Raw genomic sequence first — 16,100 nt, 5'->3', positions numbered from 1 at the left:
TTGCGAGGGAAGAGGCCCGTGAGATCGACTTCGCCGGCAAGCCGGCTCCTACGGGAATGAAGGCGATGTCGCTGTAGGAGCTGGCTTGCGAGGGAAGAGGCCTGTGAGATCGCCTTCGCCGGCAAGCCGGCTCCTACGGGTATGAAGGCGATGTCGCTGTCGGAGCTGGCTTGCGAGGGGAGAGGCCCGTGAGATCGCCTTCGCCGGCAAGCCGGCTCCTACGGGTACGAAGGCGATGTCGCTGTAGGAGCTGGCTTGCCAGCGAAGAGGCCCGAGAGTCAGCCTTGGCCGGCAAGCCGGTTCCTACGAGGGAAGCCAGCTATGGGGTGTCGGTGGCGGCGTCGGGCGCCAGCAGGCGGGCGCCCGGGCCGGCTTCACCCAGCACGTCCCCTTGGTTGCGCAACGGGCAACCCTCCATGGACAGGCAGCCGCAACCGATGCACTGGTTCAGCCGTTCGCGCAGCAGGCTCAGTTGGCGGATGCGTTCGTCCAGTTCGCGGCTCCACTGCTCCGACAGGCGCTGCCAGTCCGCGGCGCTGGGGGCGCGGTCGGCGGGCAGGGTCGCCAGGGCCTGGCCGATCTCCGCCAGGGGAATGCCCAGGCGCTGGGCCACCTTGATCAAGGACACGCGCCGCAGCACCGAACGCGGATAGCGCCGCTGGTTGCCGGCGTTGCGGTTGCTCTTGATCAGGCCTTTGCTTTCGTAGAAGTGCAGCGCGGTAACGGCCACGCCGCTGCGGGCCGCGAGCTGGCCCACCGTCAGTTCTTTGTGCAGGGCTTCAGGTTCGATCATGGAGGGGTACCGGAATGAAAAACGTGCTTGACCTTGACTTAACTAGAGGTTTTACCCTGCGGCGCATTCCATCGCAAGATTCTGTCCGACCGCCTTAGGGAGCCGTTCATGGCCGCATTTGAGAGAAACCGCAGCTTCACCCAGTTGATCGAGTTCGAGATCGAGCCGCACCAGCAGCAGGCCCTGGTATCGGCCCTGTCCGCGCAGACCGAGCGCCTGGCCCAGGGGTATGGCGGCTTTCTCAGCGCCAGTGTGCAGGTCAGCGATGACGGGCGGCGAGTGCTCAACTACCTGCAGTGGCAGTCGCGGGAGGCGGGCGAGGCGGCCTTCCGGAGTTTCGAGAGCGGCGAGCAGGATTTCTGGCAGTTGATCCTGGCCCATCAGGCCAGGACCGTGACCTTCGGCTCGTTCCAGGTGCTGAGCAGCATTGCCCGCAGTCAGGACAATGCCTTGCATTGCAAGCTGTCGGGCTAGATCGACAGTTGCAGGGTGCGCTCGTTGGGCGCGGCGGCCGGGCGGCGTTTGTTGACCGCCAGTTCGCCGATCTTGATCAGCCGAGTGCGGGTGACGTTGCGGCTCAGGCCCAGCAGATTGGCGGTGTGGACCTGGTTGTAGTGGCTGAAGCGATAGGCCGCGCGCAGCAGGGCGTCCTCGACTTTTTCGTGCAGGGCGCCGGCCTGTTCCTCGAAGAGTTTGTGGAAGGCCCGCTCCAGCAGGGCTTCGGTGGAGTCGTCGTGACTTGGCTGGTTGTCGTCGGCGCGTTCGATGCGCATGTGGGACAGGCGCAGGTCGCCCTGTTCGATCACACCGTTGCGGCAGATCAGCAGGGTGTGGTGGATGACGTTTTCCAGTTCGCGGATGTTGCCCGGCCAGCTGTAGCTCTTGAGTTTGTGTTCGGCCTCCTTGCTGATGCTGATGTTGCCGTAGCCCAGGCGCTGGCTGTAGGCCTCGATGAAGTGTCGGGTCAGGGGCAGGATGTCGCCGGGACGTTCGCGCAGCGGGCTCAGTTCCAGGCTGACCACGTCCAGGCGGTAATACAGGTCCTCGCGGAAATGCCCGGCATTGATGGCCTTTTCCAGCTGGACGTTGGTGGCCGCCAGGACCCGCACGTCGATGGGGATGCTTTTGCGCGAGCCCAGGCGTACCACTTCCCGTTCCTGCAGCACCCGCAGCAGCTTGACCTGGATGGCCATGGGCAAATCGCCGATCTCGTCGAGGAACAGGGTGCCGCCGTCGGCCTCCTCGAACCAGCCGGCCTTGGCGCTGAGGGCGCCGGTGAAGGCGCCTTTTTCATGGCCGAACAGTTCCGCTTCCACCAGGGATTCGGAGAAGGCGCCGCAGTTCACCGCGACGAACGGCCGGTTGCGCCGGGCGCTGAGGTTGTGGATATGGCGTGCCACCAGCTCTTTGCCGGTCCCGGTTTCACCGATGATCAGTACGCTGGCTTCGCTCGGTGCCACCTGTTGCAGGTGTGCCAGCAGGGCCTGGGATTTCGGGTCCTCGAACACCTGGGCGGTGGCGCGGATCGAGGTCGCCAGGGCGGGCGAGGGGGGTAGGGTCAGCAGCTGCATCGGTACTCTCCGGAAATCGGCAACTAGGAGTAGAAGGTCGGGGTCGGCAGGGACTGGTTCAGTGCCCAGTCGCCCAGTTCGTGGAGCTTGTAGTCCAGCGGGTCATGCAGGGTCTGGGTGCGCAGGTTGCGCCAGTGGCGGTCCAGGCGCAGGGAGGCGTGGGTCGAGCGCGCACCGGTGACTTCGAACAGCCGGCTGCACAGGTCCAGGCCCTGGCGGCTGGCGGCGACCTTGGCGGTGGCGATCGCCGTGGCCAGGTGCCCGCGCTCTTCGGCGCTGAGGTTCGGGCCTTTGGCCCAGGCCTGGTCCAGCAGGGCGGCGGCCCGTTCCACCAGCAGGCGGATGCCTTCCAGGGCGACCCAGAACTCGCCGTAGTGGCTGAGGATGTAGGGGTCCTGGCGCACGTCCTGGGCGCTGGACTTATGCCAGACCCGGGTTTCGCTCAGGGTGTATTGCCGGGCTTCCTCGAAGGCGCCTTCGGCGATGCCGAGGAACATGTGGGTGAAGGTCAGTTGGGCGATCAGCGGGCGCAGGCAGGCGAAGGGAGTGCTCAAGGGACCTGGGTCCAGCAGCAGCTCCGATTCCTCGACCCGCACCCGTTCGAAGGTGGCGCTGCCACTGTCGGTCTGGCGCTGGCCCATGTTGTTCCAGTCGTTGTGCAGGGTGATGCCGCTGCGACCGCTGGGGATGGCGGCGATCAGCAACTTGCCGCCGTTGCTTTCATCCACTGCCGAGGCGATGAGCATTTCCGAATCGCTGGCCCCGGAGCAGAAGCTTTTCTTCCCGGAGAACTCGCGCCAGCCGCCCAGGTTCTTGACCAGGGTGCGGGTGTCCAGAGGGTTGAGGGCGTTGCCCCAGAACCAGTTCTTGCGGGCGGTCTGCTCGAACCAGGGCTGCCACTGCTCGGGTTTGGCGAACAGGCGCACGGTGGCCAGCATCAGGTGATGGAAGCCGAAGACGTGGGCGATGGAACTGTCGACCTTGGCGAATTCGCGAACGATGCTCAGGGTTTCGCTCCAGGGCGCGCCCAGGCCGCCGAACTGGCGGGGAATGCTCAGGGCCAACAGGCCGCTCAGGCGCAGGGCGTCGCGTTCGGCCTTGGGGGTGCCGCCGCGCTCGTCGCGTTCGACGGCGGTCAGGGCAAACTCGGCGGCCAGTTGGCGGGCGGTCTGCAAGGGGGACAACAGGGCGCTTTGCGGTTTGGCAGTCACGCGGTGTTCCTCGTGGGTGGCCGTTTGCGGCGGCCCGGGAAAAGGGGGGGCACCTGTTGTAGGTGCTGGCTTGCCAGCGAAGAGCCGCGCAAATCGCCTTCGCCGGCAAGCCGGCTCCTACAGTCACTGGGGGTCAGGAGCGGTTGGGCAGCACGTCGTTGGCGATCATTTCGCCAAACGGTCCGGTGAGGTTGGTCACGCCCCGTCCGGCCAGGCTGGCATAGGGTTCGGGCAACAGCGGGAACACCAGTTCGGCGAAACGATAGGCCTCTTCCAGGTGCGGGTAGCCGGAGAAGATGAAGCTCTCGATCCCCAGGTCGGCGTATTCCTTGATCCGTTCGGCCACTTGTTGCGGATTGCCCACCAGGGCGGTGCCGGCACCGCCACGCACCAGGCCAACCCCGGCCCAGAGGTTGGGGGCGATCTGCAGTTGATCGCGGCGACCGCCGTGCAGCGCGGCCATGCGCCGCTGGCCTTCGGAGTCGAAGCGCGCGAAGGATTGCTGGGCGGCGGCGATGGTTTCGTCGCTGATGTGTTCGATCAGCTTGTCCGCGGCTTGCCAGGCTTCGGCCTCGGTCTCGCGCACGATCACGTGCAGGCGGATGCCGAACTTCACCGTGCGGCCCTTGCGTGCCGCGCGTTCACGCACGTCGGCAAGCTTTTGCGCCACGGCTGCCGGCGGCTCGCCCCAGGTCAGGTAGACGTCCACCTGATCGGCGGCCAGTTCGTGGGCGGCGTCGGAGGAGCCGCCGAAGTACAGCGGCGGGTAGGGCTTCTGCACCGGGGGGTAGAGCGCCTTGGCGTTCTGCACGTGCAGGTGCTTGCCTTCGAAGTCCACGGCTTCGCCCTGCAGCACCCGGCGCCAGATCTGCAGGAATTCGTCGGTGACTTCGTAGCGTTCGCTGTGGCTGAGGAAGCTGCCGTCGCCACGGTTCTCGTCCGGGTCGCCGCCGGTCACCACATTGATCAGCAGGCGGCCGTTGGACAGCCGGTCCAGGGTGGCGGCCATGCGCGCCGAGACGGTGGGGGAAATGATCCCCGGACGGATTGCCACCAGGTAGCGCAGGCGTTCGGTCAGGGGCACCAGGGCCGAGGCGATGACCCAGGAGTCCTCGCAGGAGCGCCCGGTGGGAATCAGCACGCCGTGGTAACCCAGGCTGTCGGCGGCCTGGGCCACTTGCTTGAGGTAGTTGAGGGTGACCGGGCGCGCGCCCTGGGCGGTGCCGAGGAAGTGGCCATCGCCGTGGGTCGGAAGAAACCAGAACACATCCATGACAGTTCCTTAAGCGATTTTCAGCAGGTTGTTCGGTTGCGCGCCAAACAGTGGCGCAGCGCGTTCGGCAGCCAGCTGGATGCGGGCTTTGAGCAGGTCGCTGGTGATCTGGTAGTGGCTGAAGTCGGCTTCGGTGGCGTAGACGCCGATGGGCAGGGTCAGGGCCTGGAAGAAGCTGAACAGCGGACGCAGTTGGTGATCCAGGACCAGGGCGTGGCGTTCGCTGCCGCCGGTGGCGGCCAGCAGCACCGGGGTGTTGATCAGGGCGTTGAGGTCGATCAGGTCGAACAGGTGCTTGAGCAGCCCCGGATAGGAGCCGCGGTACACCGGGGCGGCAACGATCAGCAGGTCGGCGTTCTCGATGGCTTGCAGCTCGGCTTCGACCTCGGCCGGCAGTTCCTGGCGCGACAGGGCGCCGCCCAGGGGACGGGCGATGTCGCCCAGTTCGATCAGGTGGCTGTTGATGGGCAGGTGGTTGGACAGCTCGCTCAACAGGGCCTGGGTCAGTACCAGGGTCCGGGACGGGCGCCAGGTTCCACCGGAGAGGGCAACGACGTTCAGGGGACGGGACATGATCGGTTCCTTTTTAAACAGTGGCTCAACGAGCAATGACAGGTGTACCTGCACGGGAGCAAGAGCTGTACCAACCGGCCGAAGCCCGGTAATCCGGGGGCTTGGCCGGGTGTGCCGGCGCTGGCTGTTGTTGTTCGGACACTGTTTTGTTGATCGGCTGTTGCCTGGCCAACAGTTGCTCCGGCAACAGTTGGGCAACGGGATGTCGCTGTTATAAAGGCTTGTTGTTATTCCTCAAAAGAGCTTGTTTCCATATTTATAGGTCTTTATGGAATATAAGAGGGCTGTCCGAGCCCTCGGAAAAGTCGATAGCGACTATCGAGCGGGATGATTTTTGCCACTGACGGTGCGCGAGTAGCCTGTGTTCATTGTTCGCAACCCGCTTCAGGTGCTCGTCATGAAGGCTTACTCCGTTGTTCTGCTGCTGTTGATTTCCAGCGTGCTGGCCGGCTGTGCCAGCACGGGCGCACCGGAATTGCGTCCCTACACGGCCGAGGAAAGCCGCGAGCTGGCGCTGGAAGCCCTGAACCGGCGTGGTCTGTCGTTCGATGAGTACCAGCAGGAAAAAGCCCGGCTGCTAGCGCGTCCTGCGGCGTTCGACCGTCAGGGCGAGATGAGCGCCCAGCGCAATATCAGTCGTCACCAACCGGCCAGTTGATGAAAACTGTACGGGTCAAAGTTTTCAGCAACTGTCCGTGAGTTCCGGGCCGGTGCTGGGTTAGGGTCGAGGCCTGATCGACCTTGCCCAGGACCTTGCCCCCATGAGCCTTTCCCCTGACCTGCTGTTGGCGTTCGCGCTGTTTGCCCTGGTCACGTCCATCACCCCCGGCCCCAACAACACCATGTTGCTGGCCTCGGGCCTGAACTTCGGTTTCAACCGCTCCATCCCGCATATCCTCGGTATCAGCTGTGGTTTTTTCGTGCTGGTGCTGGCGGTCGGCCTGGGCCTGGGGGCGGTGTTCGAAGCCTATCCGGTGCTGTACCGCGTGCTGCGTTATGTCGGCGCGGCCTACCTGCTGTACCTGGCGTGGAACATCGCTCGTTCCGGGCCCATGAACGACGACCAGCGGGGCCAGGGGCAGCCTTTGGGCTACTGGGGCGCGGCGGCCTTTCAGTGGGTCAATCCCAAGGCCTGGGTCATGGCGGTGGGCGCCATCAGCACTTACACGCCGTTGCAGGGCTATTTCACCAATGTGCTGGTGATTGCGGCGGTCTTCGCCCTGATCAATGCGCCGACGGTGAGTCTCTGGGCGGCGTGCGGCAGCCTGTTGCGCAATGTGTTGCGCAATCCGCGCTGGCTGCGCCTGTTCAATCTGGCCATGGCCGGCCTGCTGGTGATTTCCCTGGCGCCGCTGGTGCTGGAAAACATCAGTTGAGCGGTGCTTCAACGCTTTGCCCCGAGCCTGTTAAGCTGCGCGCCAGGAGCGTTCCTACGCACTTTTAGACGAAGTTGTGCTTCTTTAACTGCATCCGATCGGCCATTGCTCAGTGCCTGCCGTCGACGCGTCGTCCCGGTACGGCGCGTTCCTGCGTTTTGCTCTTTGGGCCAATGCCGATCCTGGAACCAGCTCTGCGGGTCTTTCTGTCATGAACAAACGTCCTCTTTATTTCGACTATGCCGCTACCACGCCGGTGGATGAGCGGGTCATTCAAGTGATGCTGGAGTGCCTGGGGTTCAACGCCAACTTTGGCAACCCGGCCTCCAGTTCCCATGCTTTTGGCCAGGCGGCGCGACGCTGTGTCGAGCAGGCCCGGCAGCAAGTGGCGCAGTTGGTGGGCGCGCAGCCAGAGCAGATCGTCTGGACGTCCGGCGCCACCGAATCCAACAACCTGGCGCTCAAGGGCGTGATGCAGGCCCGGGGGCTGGAGGGCGGGCACATCATCACCAGCCAGATCGAGCACAAGGCCGTGCTGGACACCGCTCGACAGTTGCAGGAAAGCGGTGTGGCGGTGACCTACCTGCTGCCCGATGCTCAGGGGTTGATCAGCGCCCAGGCGGTGAGCGAGGCCTTGAGGGATGACACCGTTCTGGTGTCGCTGATGCTGGTCAACAACGAATTGGGCACCCTCAACGACATTCCGGCGATTGGCCAGGTGGTGCGTGAGCATGGCGCCCTGTTGCATGTGGATGCGGCTCAGGGCGTGGGCAAGGTGGCCATCGATCTTGAGCGCTGGCCGGTGGATCTGATGTCGTTTTCGGCGCACAAGGTGTACGGCCCCAAGGGCATCGGCGCGCTGTATGTCGGACCGCGGGCGCAGCGCCGCTTGCAGGCGCAGATCCATGGTGGCGGGCATGAGGGCGGCTTGCGTTCCGGCACCCTGGCCACTCACCAGATCGCTGCCATGGGCGCAGCCTTTGCGCTGGCCGGTGAGTTGTTCGACGAGGAAACCGCCACCATCGTCCGCTTGCGCCAACGCTTGCTGGAGCAACTGGCGGGGGTGGCCGGCCTGCGCTTGAATGGCAGTGCCACCCAGCGCATTCCCCATACCCTGAGCCTGACGTTCAGCGAGGGTGGCTTTGACGCCGCCGCGTTGAGTGCGTCCCTGGCGTTTTCCGCGACCTCGGCCTGCAACTCGGCCAGCAATGCCCCGTCCCATGTGCTGCTGGCCCTGGGGCATGACCCGTTGCAGGCCGGCCGCACCATTCGCCTGAGTCTGGGACGCTTCACCCGCGAAGAGGACGTGGATCGCGCTGCACAATTGATCAAGGCGTCATGCGCCACTGCTCCGGCATTCTGGGCCGGAGCCCAGTCTTGAGGGGCGAGCGATCTCGACCTTCCATAACAATGATTAAGCCGGTTAAGGAGTCACAATGAGTACCCAGCCAACGCCCCATGGAGTGGTCCCCCAGCGCCTGGCGCATGTGCGTCAGTTGATGAGCCGCGAGGGCATTCATGCCTTGCTGGTGCCTTCGGCCGATCCGCATCTGTCGGAGTACCTGCCGGGTTACTGGCAGGGGCGCCAGTGGCTGTCGGGCTTCCACGGCTCGGTGGGCACCCTGATCGTGACGGCGGAGTTCGCCGGGCTCTGGGCCGACAGCCGCTACTGGGAACAGGCGAGCAAGGAACTCAAGGGCAGCGGCATCGATCTGGTGAAGTTGCAGCCGGGTCAGCCCGGGCCCCTGGACTGGCTGGCGGAACAGACCCCGTCCGGCGCGGTGGTGGCGGTGGACGGCGCGGTCATGGCGCTGGCTTCGGCCCGTACCCTGGGCAGCAGGTTGCAGGAACGCGGGGCCAGCCTGCGCACCGATATCGATCTGCTGCAGCAGGTGTGGAGCGATCGCCCCGGCCTGCCGGATCAACCGGTCTACCCGCACTTGCCGCCCCAGGCCACGCAGAGCCGGGTGGAGAAGCTGGCCAAGCTGCGCGAAACCCTGAGCGAACGTGGCGCGCAGTGGCATTTCATTGCCACCCTCGATGACATCGCCTGGCTGTTCAACCTGCGGGGGGCGGATGTTTCGTTCAACCCGGTGTTTGTCTCTTTCGCCCTGATCAGCCAGCAGCAGGCCACTTTGTTCGTGGCCCTGAACAAGATCGATGAGCCGTTGCGCAGGGTGCTGGAGGCCGACGGCGTCAGCCTGCGGGATTACACGGAGGTGGCGGCGGCCTTGGCCGATGTGCCGGAAGGCGCGACGTTGCAGATCGACCCGGCGCGGGTGACCACCGGTTTGCTGAACAACTTGCGTTCGGGGGTGAAGCTGGTGGAGGGGCTCAATCCCACCACCCTGGCCAAGTCGCGCAAGAGCCCGGCGGATGCCGAGCATATTCGTCGGGCCATGGAGCAGGACGGCGCGGCGCTGTGCGAGTTCTTTGCCTGGCTGGAGAGTGCCCTGGGGCGCGAGCGCGTCACCGAACTGACCATTGATGAACACCTGACTGCCGCTCGTGAACGGCGTCCGGGCTATGTGTCCTTGAGCTTCAATACCATCGCGGCCTTCAATGCCAACGGGGCGATGCCTCACTACCACGCCACCCCCGAAGAGCATGCGGTAATCGAGGGCGATGGCCTGCTGCTGATCGACTCGGGCGGTCAGTACCTGGGAGGCACCACCGACATTACCCGGATGGTGCCGATCGGCACCCCGAGCGCCGAGCAGAAGCGCGATTGCACCCGGGTGCTCAAGGGCGTGATCGCCTTGTCTCGGGCGCAGTTCCCGCGGGGCATTCTTTCGCCGTTGCTCGATGCCATCGCCCGGGCGCCGATCTGGGCCGAAGGCGTGGATTACGGACACGGCACCGGGCATGGCGTGGGCTACTTCCTCAATGTGCATGAAGGGCCGCAGGTGATCGCCTATCAGGCCGCGCCGGCACCGCAAACGGCGATGCAGCCGGGGATGATCACGTCCATCGAGCCGGGGACCTATCGTCCCGGGCGTTGGGGGGTACGAATCGAGAACCTGGTGTTGAACCGCGAGGTCGGTAGCAGCGAGTTTGGTGAGTTCCTCGGTTTTGAAACCCTGACCCTGTGCCCGATCGACAGCCGTTGCCTGGAACCCGGATTGCTCACCCAGGAGGAGCGGGACTGGTTCAACGGCTATCACGCGCAGGTGCGCCAGCGTCTCGCTCCGCTGCTGGAGGGCGCCGCGCTGGAGTGGCTGAACCTTCGCACCGCGGCGATCTGAAGCGCTGCACAAAGGCCTGGGTCATGCAATGTGGCCAAGGCCGCAGGCCCTGTCCGCGGCGACTGGCTGGCGCCGCGGAGCAGGGGGGTTAGTCTGCGCTCAAGGCTTCGCGGACAAAATCCAGGCGGTCCTGGCCGAAGAACAACTGGTCCCCCACGAACATGCTGGGGGCCCCGAACACACCCCGTTGCAATGCCTGGTCGGTGTTGTCCTTGAGCCGGGCCTTGACCTGCTCGTCATGGCTCAGGTCGAGGATCTGCTGTGGGTCGAAACCGCCTTGCTCCAGGACCTGGGTGACGGTGGCGGCGTCGTTCAGGTTGCGTTTGTCGACCCAGAGGGCGCGGAACAGGCAGTCGATGAATTCGACGAAGCGCTCCGGCATGTGCCACTGCACCCCGGTCGCGGCGCGCATCAGTAGCAGGGTGTTGATGGGAAAGTGCGGGTTGAAGTTGAGTTCAACCTGATAGCGTCGGGCAAAACGCGCCAGGTCCTGGAGCATGTAGCGGCCCTTGGCGGGAACGCTGATGGGGGAGGCGTTGCCGGTGCTCTTGAAGACCCCGCCCAGCAGCATGGGGTGGTACTCCAGTTGACTGCCGGTCTGGGCGCAGATGTTCGGCAATTGGGTATAGGCCAGGTAGCTGGTCGGGCTGCCCAGGTCGAAGAAGAACTCCACTTTTTGGCTCATGTCGTGAACGCTCTGATTGTTGTGGGGGGCAGTGGCTTACCAGCGCTCGTTCCAGGGGCGCAGGTCCAGTTCGAAAGTCCAGGCATCCCTGGGCTGGCTGTGCAGGTACCAGTAGTTCTCGGCGATGTGTTCGGGGTTGAGGATGCCGTCCTGGTCCTTGAGGGCGTACTTCTCGGGAAAGCTGGTGCGTATGAAATCGGTGTCGATGGCGCCGTCGACGATGATATGGCCGACATGGATGTTCAGCGGCCCCAGTTCCCGGGCCATGCTCTGGGCCAGGGCGCGGATACCGTGCTTGGCACCGGCGAAGGCGGCGAAACCGGCGGCGCCGCGCACCCCAGCGGTGGCGCCGGTGAACAGGATGGTGCCGCGTTGGCGGGGCACCATGCGCTTGGCCACTTCGCGGGCATTGAGGAAGCCGGAGAAACAGGCCATCTCCCAGATCTTGAAGTACTTGCGGGCGGTTTCCTCAAGGATGCTGCAGGGCACGTTGGCGCCGATGTTGAAGACGAATGCCTCGATGGGGCCGATCTGGGTTTCGATCTGTTCGATCAGTGCTACCACGTCCTCTTCTTTGCGCGCGTCGCAGGCAAAGCCATGGGCCTGGCCACCGGTTTGTCGGATGGCATCCACCAGGGGTTGCAGTTTGTCTGCGCTGCGTCGGGTGACGCAGGCGGTGAAACCTTGCGCGGCAAAACGCTTGGCTATGGCACCGCCGGTAGCATCGCCGGCGCCGACCACCAGTACCACTTTGTTGTTGTTCAAGGCTGTAGTCATGGGAGGTTCGCTCTTTGGTAAACGATCGTTAACTAAACGGACGTTATGCTATGATCCTGCGGTCGTCAAGCCGGCAGGGGAGAGCTTCAGCCATGCGTTATTCAGCCAGTCACAAGCAGGAAACCCGCGAACGCCTGTTGCAGAGCAGTGCGATCCAGGCCAAGAACGAGGGGTTTTCTACCGTCGGCGTGGATGCCCTGATGAAGGCCATTGGTCTTAGTGGTGGGGCTTTTTACACTCACTTCGGGTCCAAGGATGAGCTGTTCGGTTCCATCGTCGAGCGCGAGTTGAGCCAGAGCCTGGAGCGTCTGGGAGGGGAAGGCCGGCAGAATCGGGATAAATTGCGCCGTTGCCTGAAGCAATACCTGAGCGTGGCGCATCTGCAGCAGCCAGGAGCCGGGTGTGCATTGCCGGCGTTGGGCGCGGAGATTGCCCGGGGCAGTGTGCCAGTGCGGCAGGAGGCGCAAGACTGGATCTGTCGTCTGCATCGGGCGTGGGCGCAGACCTTGGGCAGTGAGAGCCTGGCCTGGTCGATTCTGTCGCAGTGTGTTGGCGCGCTGGTGGTTGCACGAATGCTGGTGAGCCCGGATATCCAGCAGCAGGTGCTGGCGTCGAGCCATGAGCAGATCATTGGGCAGCTGGAGCGGCTGCCCGAGGAGTGAACGCTACTGCTACTTGCAGATGACGATCATGCTGCGACTGGTATAACCGGCTGGGTTCAGGCCGAAAGGGTAGTCTCCCGGGTCTTCCACGGTGTCACCGGACTTGGCGATCACCTTGTAGCCTTTGGGGCCGCAGGACTGGGTCGCCTTGGCGTAGCACTTGTCCCAGGAAGAAGACAGACCGGAGCAGTTGATGTGGAGCCCTTTCTTGCCTCGTTTGACTTCGGTTTTCGCGGTCGCAGCGCAGCCTGCAATGGCAAGTACGGCCAACAGTATCAAAAATCGTTTCATCCCCGTCCTTATCGCTAGCCTCGGATCTGACGTCCGAGTGTGACTGCATTACCTATGGTTTTTGCGTTTGCGATATCCCTGTCTGACAACTCCATGGCCGACGTTGAGTAGCCGGCTAAACATGGCCTAATTGAGCGCCAATTACCAGAGTTGAATGTTAATCGGCTGCAACTATGGGCTTGGATTCGCGGCGCATGGTCATGGTTGCTCCGACAGATGCCAGGATGATGCAGGCGATCGCCATCCACTGCGCCAGGGAGAGGTATTCGTGCAGAAACAGCAGGCCGGACAGCGCGCCGACAGCCGGCTCGACACTCATCAGGGTGCCAAAGGTACGGGCGGGCATTCGGGTCAGGGCGACCATTTCCAGGCTGTAAGGCAGGGCGGTGGACAAGACCGCGACGCCCAGGGCGATAGGGATCAGGGATGGGGTGAGTAATGCGGCGCCGGCATGGACGATGCCAATGGGCGCGACGAAGAGCGCGGCGATCATGACGCCCAGGGCGGCGGTCTGGATTCCGTTCTCGGCACCGGCCTTTTGTCCGAACAGAATGTACAGCGCCCAGCAGACACCGGCACCCAGGGCGTAGCCTGCACCGACCAGGTCGATGGCGGTTGCGGTGGCGCCTGTGGGAATCAGCAATAGCAGGCCGATGATGGCCAGGGCGATCCACAGAAAATCGATCGCCTTGCGTGAGGCATAGAGGGCCACTGCCAGTGGGCCGGTGAATTCCAGGGCGACGGCGATCCCCAGGGGCACGCTTCTCAGGGACATATAGAAGAGGAAGTTCATCCCGCCCAGGGCCATTCCATAGACAACCACGGTGCGCAGGGTCTTGGCAGTGAACTTGGCGCGCCAGGGTCTTAGTAGAAGCAGCATGATGATGCTGGCGAAGATCAATCGAAGAGTAGTGGTGCCTTGGGCCCCGACAACGGGGAACATGCTCTTGGCCAATGAGGCGCCCGATTGAATCGAGGCCATGGCGATCAGTAGCAGCCCCACGGGAAACAGGGTCGAGGCAAGGCTGCGCGGTTGGTCGTTCATGCAGGGGATCATCCAGAGTGTGGGGAGGGGCGGACGCTGGAAGCATGATGCTTAAGTAATGAGGAATGAGCAATATAGTGCGCAAAGTCTTTTTGCTTCTTTATATATGAGGCTGCGGGTATGGGGTGCGGGTTGGGATCATAGAAAATTCAAATTAAAGGTTGACGGCAGATTCTACAGGTCTATAATTCGCCCCACTTCCGGCGCAGTCGAAACGGAAAACTCCTTGAGATTCAACGAGTTACGCGGTTTTTGGCAGCGGTTACGCTTCAGTTCATCGAAGCCAGAAGCAGTTAGTAAGGCAGTGTGTTTTCGCCTTGTTAACGATTCGGTCGTCTCGGTCGAAAGCGGTTAAAAAGAGGTGTTGACAGCAGCGTGTAACGCTGTAGAATTCGCCTCCCGCTAACGAGAGATCGAAAGCGCAAGTGGTTGAAGTTGTTGAGGAAATCTTCAAAAACTTCTTAAAAAATCGCTTGACAGCAAATGAGGCTGCTGTAGAATGCGCGCCTCGGTTGAGACGAAAGATCTTAACCAACCGCTCTTTAACAACTGAATCAAGCAATTCGTGTGGGTGCTTGTGGAGTCAGACTGATAGTCAAAAAGATTATCAGCATCACAAGTTACTCCGCGAGAAATCAAAGATGTAACCAACGATTGCTGAGCCAAGTTTAGGGTTTTCTCAAAACCCAAAGATGTTTGAACTGAAGAGTTTGATCATGGCTCAGATTGAACGCTGGCGGCAGGCCTAACACATGCAAGTCGAGCGGCAGCACGGGTACTTGTACCTGGTGGCGAGCGGCGGACGGGTGAGTAATGCCTAGGAATCTGCCTGGTAGTGGGGGATAACGTCCGGAAACGGGCGCTAATACCGCATACGTCCTACGGGAGAAAGTGGGGGATCTTCGGACCTCACGCTATCAGATGAGCCTAGGTCGGATTAGCTAGTTGGTGAGGTAATGGCTCACCAAGGCTACGATCCGTAACTGGTCTGAGAGGATGATCAGTCACACTGGAACTGAGACACGGTCCAGACTCCTACGGGAGGCAGCAGTGGGGAATATTGGACAATGGGCGAAAGCCTGATCCAGCCATGCCGCGTGTGTGAAGAAGGTCTTCGGATTGTAAAGCACTTTAAGTTGGGAGGAAGGGTACTTACCTAATACGTGAGTATTTTGACGTTACCGACAGAATAAGCACCGGCTAACTCTGTGCCAGCAGCCGCGGTAATACAGAGGGTGCAAGCGTTAATCGGAATTACTGGGCGTAAAGCGCGCGTAGGTGGTTTGTTAAGTTGGATGTGAAAGCCCCGGGCTCAACCTGGGAACTGCATCCAAAACTGGCAAGCTAGAGTATGGTAGAGGGTGGTGGAATTTCCTGTGTAGCGGTGAAATGCGTAGATATAGGAAGGAACACCAGTGGCGAAGGCGACCACCTGGACTGATACTGACACTGAGGTGCGAAAGCGTGGGGAGCAAACAGGATTAGATACCCTGGTAGTCCACGCCGTAAACGATGTCAACTAGCCGTTGGGAGCCTTGAGCTCTTAGTGGCGCAGCTAACGCATTAAGTTGACCGCCTGGGGAGTACGGCCGCAAGGTTAAAACTCAAATGAATTGACGGGGGCCCGCACAAGCGGTGGAGCATGTGGTTTAATTCGAAGCAACGCGAAGAACCTTACCAGGCCTTGACATCCAATGAACTTTCCAGAGATGGATTGGTGCCTTCGGGAACATTGAGACAGGTGCTGCATGGCTGTCGTCAGCTCGTGTCGTGAGATGTTGGGTTAAGTCCCGTAACGAGCGCAACCCTTGTCCTTAGTTACCAGCACATTATGGTGGGCACTCTAAGGAGACTGCCGGTGACAAACCGGAGGAAGGTGGGGATGACGTCAAGTCATCATGGCCCTTACGGCCTGGGCTACACACGTGCTACAATGGTCGGTACAAAGGGTTGCCAAGCCGCGAGGTGGAGCTAATCCCATAAAACCGATCGTAGTCCGGATCGCAGTCTGCAACTCGACTGCGTGAAGTCGGAATCGCTAGTAATCGCGAATCAGAATGTCGCGGTGAATACGTTCCCGGGCCTTGTACACACCGCCCGTCACACCATGGGAGTGGGTTGCACCAGAAGTAGCTAGTCTAACCTTCGGGGGGACGGTTACCACGGTGTGATTCATGACTGGGGTGAAGTCGTAACAAGGTAGCCGTAGGGGAACCTGCGGCTGGATCACCTCCTTAATCGACGACATCAGCTGCTTCATAAGCTCCCACACGAATTGCTTGATTCATTGAAGAAGACGATAGAAGCAGCTTTAAGCTCCAAGCTGATAGCTCCAAGCTAACAGTTACAAGCTCGAAATTGGGTCTGTAGCTCAGTTGGTTAGAGCGCACCCCTGATAAGGGTGAGGTCGGCAGTTCGAATCTGCCCAGACCCACCAATTTTGTTATGGGGCCATAGCTCAGCTGGGAGAGCGCCTGCCTTGCACGCAGGAGGTCAGCGGTTCGATCCCGCTTGGCTCCACCATAAACTGCTTCTGAAAGCTTAGAAATGAGCATTCACATTGAATGTTGATTTCTAGTCTTTTGATTAGATCGTTCT

15 protein-coding genes, 2 tRNA genes and 1 rRNA gene are annotated in these 16,100 nt (G+C 61.9%); 9 read left to right on the top strand and 9 right to left on the bottom strand.

Annotation, left to right across the window (positions count from 1 at the left end):
• Window positions 1-319: 319 nt before the first annotated feature.
• Window positions 320-793: a redox-sensitive transcriptional activator SoxR gene (gene soxR / locus POS17_RS20905; protein WP_060840336.1), complete on the bottom strand. Its 474-nt coding sequence runs from the start codon at window positions 791-793 to the stop codon at window positions 320-322.
• A gap of 108 nt (window positions 794-901) precedes the next feature.
• Here soxR and POS17_RS20900 point away from each other — a divergent pair, with 108 nt between their 5' ends.
• Window positions 902-1,267: an antibiotic biosynthesis monooxygenase gene (locus tag POS17_RS20900; protein WP_060840335.1), complete on the top strand. Its 366-nt coding sequence runs from the start codon at window positions 902-904 to the stop codon at window positions 1,265-1,267.
• On the opposite strand, the gene POS17_RS20895 is transcribed toward POS17_RS20900, so the two are convergent.
• The 4 genes from POS17_RS20895 to msuE form a co-directional block, all read right to left on the bottom strand.
• Window positions 1,264-2,364, bottom strand: a complete 1,101-nt coding sequence (locus tag POS17_RS20895) for a sigma-54 interaction domain-containing protein (protein ID WP_060840334.1) — start codon at window positions 2,362-2,364, stop codon at window positions 1,264-1,266. The genes POS17_RS20900 and POS17_RS20895 overlap by 4 nt on opposite strands.
• Before the next feature lie 23 nt (window positions 2,365-2,387).
• Window positions 2,388-3,575, bottom strand: coding sequence for an acyl-CoA dehydrogenase family protein (locus POS17_RS20890; protein ID WP_060840333.1), 1,188 nt, complete (start codon window positions 3,573-3,575; stop codon window positions 2,388-2,390).
• Between the two features lie 133 nt (window positions 3,576-3,708).
• A complete protein-coding gene (gene ssuD / locus POS17_RS20885; protein WP_060840332.1) occupies window positions 3,709-4,848 on the bottom strand; it encodes an FMNH2-dependent alkanesulfonate monooxygenase in 1,140 nt (379 codons plus the stop codon).
• A 9-nt stretch (window positions 4,849-4,857) separates the two neighbouring features.
• On the bottom strand, window positions 4,858-5,421 hold the full coding sequence (gene msuE, locus POS17_RS20880; protein WP_060840331.1) for an FMN reductase: 564 nt from the start codon (window positions 5,419-5,421) through the stop codon (window positions 4,858-4,860).
• A 397-nt stretch (window positions 5,422-5,818) separates the two neighbouring features.
• Between msuE and POS17_RS20875 the strand changes: the two genes are divergently transcribed.
• The 4 genes from POS17_RS20875 (at window position 5,819) to POS17_RS20860 (ending at window position 10,042) form a co-directional block, all read left to right on the top strand.
• Complete coding sequence (locus POS17_RS20875) at window positions 5,819-6,079, top strand: hypothetical protein (protein ID WP_060840330.1); 261 nt, start codon at window positions 5,819-5,821, stop codon at window positions 6,077-6,079.
• A 103-nt stretch (window positions 6,080-6,182) separates the two neighbouring features.
• Window positions 6,183-6,797, top strand: coding sequence for a LysE family translocator (locus POS17_RS20870; protein ID WP_060840329.1), 615 nt, complete (start codon window positions 6,183-6,185; stop codon window positions 6,795-6,797).
• A gap of 211 nt (window positions 6,798-7,008) precedes the next feature.
• A complete protein-coding gene (locus POS17_RS20865) occupies window positions 7,009-8,178 on the top strand; it encodes a cysteine desulfurase family protein (RefSeq protein ID WP_060840328.1) in 1,170 nt (389 codons plus the stop codon).
• Between the two features lie 55 nt (window positions 8,179-8,233).
• The gene (locus POS17_RS20860; RefSeq protein ID WP_060840327.1) at window positions 8,234-10,042 is read left to right on the top strand and encodes an aminopeptidase P family protein; all 1,809 of its coding nucleotides are present in this window, start codon (window positions 8,234-8,236) and stop codon (window positions 10,040-10,042) included.
• Window positions 10,043-10,130: 88 nt separating this feature from the next.
• Here POS17_RS20860 and POS17_RS20855 read toward each other — a convergent pair whose 3' ends face one another.
• Window positions 10,131-10,727 (bottom strand): 2-hydroxychromene-2-carboxylate isomerase, encoded by a 597-nt coding sequence (locus POS17_RS20855; protein WP_060840326.1) that lies wholly within the window; start codon window positions 10,725-10,727, stop codon window positions 10,131-10,133.
• A gap of 36 nt (window positions 10,728-10,763) precedes the next feature.
• Window positions 10,764-11,504 (bottom strand): SDR family oxidoreductase, encoded by a 741-nt coding sequence (locus POS17_RS20850; protein ID WP_060840325.1) that lies wholly within the window; start codon window positions 11,502-11,504, stop codon window positions 10,764-10,766.
• Between the two features lie 92 nt (window positions 11,505-11,596).
• Here POS17_RS20850 and POS17_RS20845 point away from each other — a divergent pair, with 92 nt between their 5' ends.
• Window positions 11,597-12,166: a TetR/AcrR family transcriptional regulator gene (locus POS17_RS20845; RefSeq protein WP_060840324.1), complete on the top strand. Its 570-nt coding sequence runs from the start codon at window positions 11,597-11,599 to the stop codon at window positions 12,164-12,166.
• A gap of 9 nt (window positions 12,167-12,175) precedes the next feature.
• On the opposite strand, the gene POS17_RS20840 is transcribed toward POS17_RS20845, so the two are convergent.
• Both POS17_RS20840 and rhtA read right to left on the bottom strand, forming a co-directional pair.
• The gene (locus POS17_RS20840) at window positions 12,176-12,457 is read right to left on the bottom strand and encodes a hypothetical protein (RefSeq protein ID WP_060840323.1); all 282 of its coding nucleotides are present in this window, start codon (window positions 12,455-12,457) and stop codon (window positions 12,176-12,178) included.
• A gap of 157 nt (window positions 12,458-12,614) precedes the next feature.
• Window positions 12,615-13,502: a threonine/homoserine exporter RhtA gene (gene rhtA, locus POS17_RS20835; RefSeq protein ID WP_060840322.1), complete on the bottom strand. Its 888-nt coding sequence runs from the start codon at window positions 13,500-13,502 to the stop codon at window positions 12,615-12,617.
• 698 nt (window positions 13,503-14,200) lie between these two features.
• Between rhtA and POS17_RS20830 the strand changes: the two genes are divergently transcribed.
• From POS17_RS20830 to POS17_RS20820, 3 genes are all read left to right on the top strand, one after another.
• Window positions 14,201-15,739: ribosomal RNA gene (locus tag POS17_RS20830) — 16S ribosomal RNA — on the top strand.
• 123 nt (window positions 15,740-15,862) lie between these two features.
• A tRNA-Ile gene (locus POS17_RS20825) sits at window positions 15,863-15,939 on the top strand.
• Between the two features lie 10 nt (window positions 15,940-15,949).
• Window positions 15,950-16,025, top strand: a tRNA-Ala gene (locus tag POS17_RS20820).
• Window positions 16,026-16,100 lie beyond the last annotated feature (75 nt).

The organism is Pseudomonas sp. Os17 (genome assembly GCF_001547895.1).
Classification (GTDB): domain Bacteria; phylum Pseudomonadota; class Gammaproteobacteria; order Pseudomonadales; family Pseudomonadaceae; genus Aquipseudomonas.
This window is presented reverse-complemented; position numbering and strand designations above follow the sequence as displayed.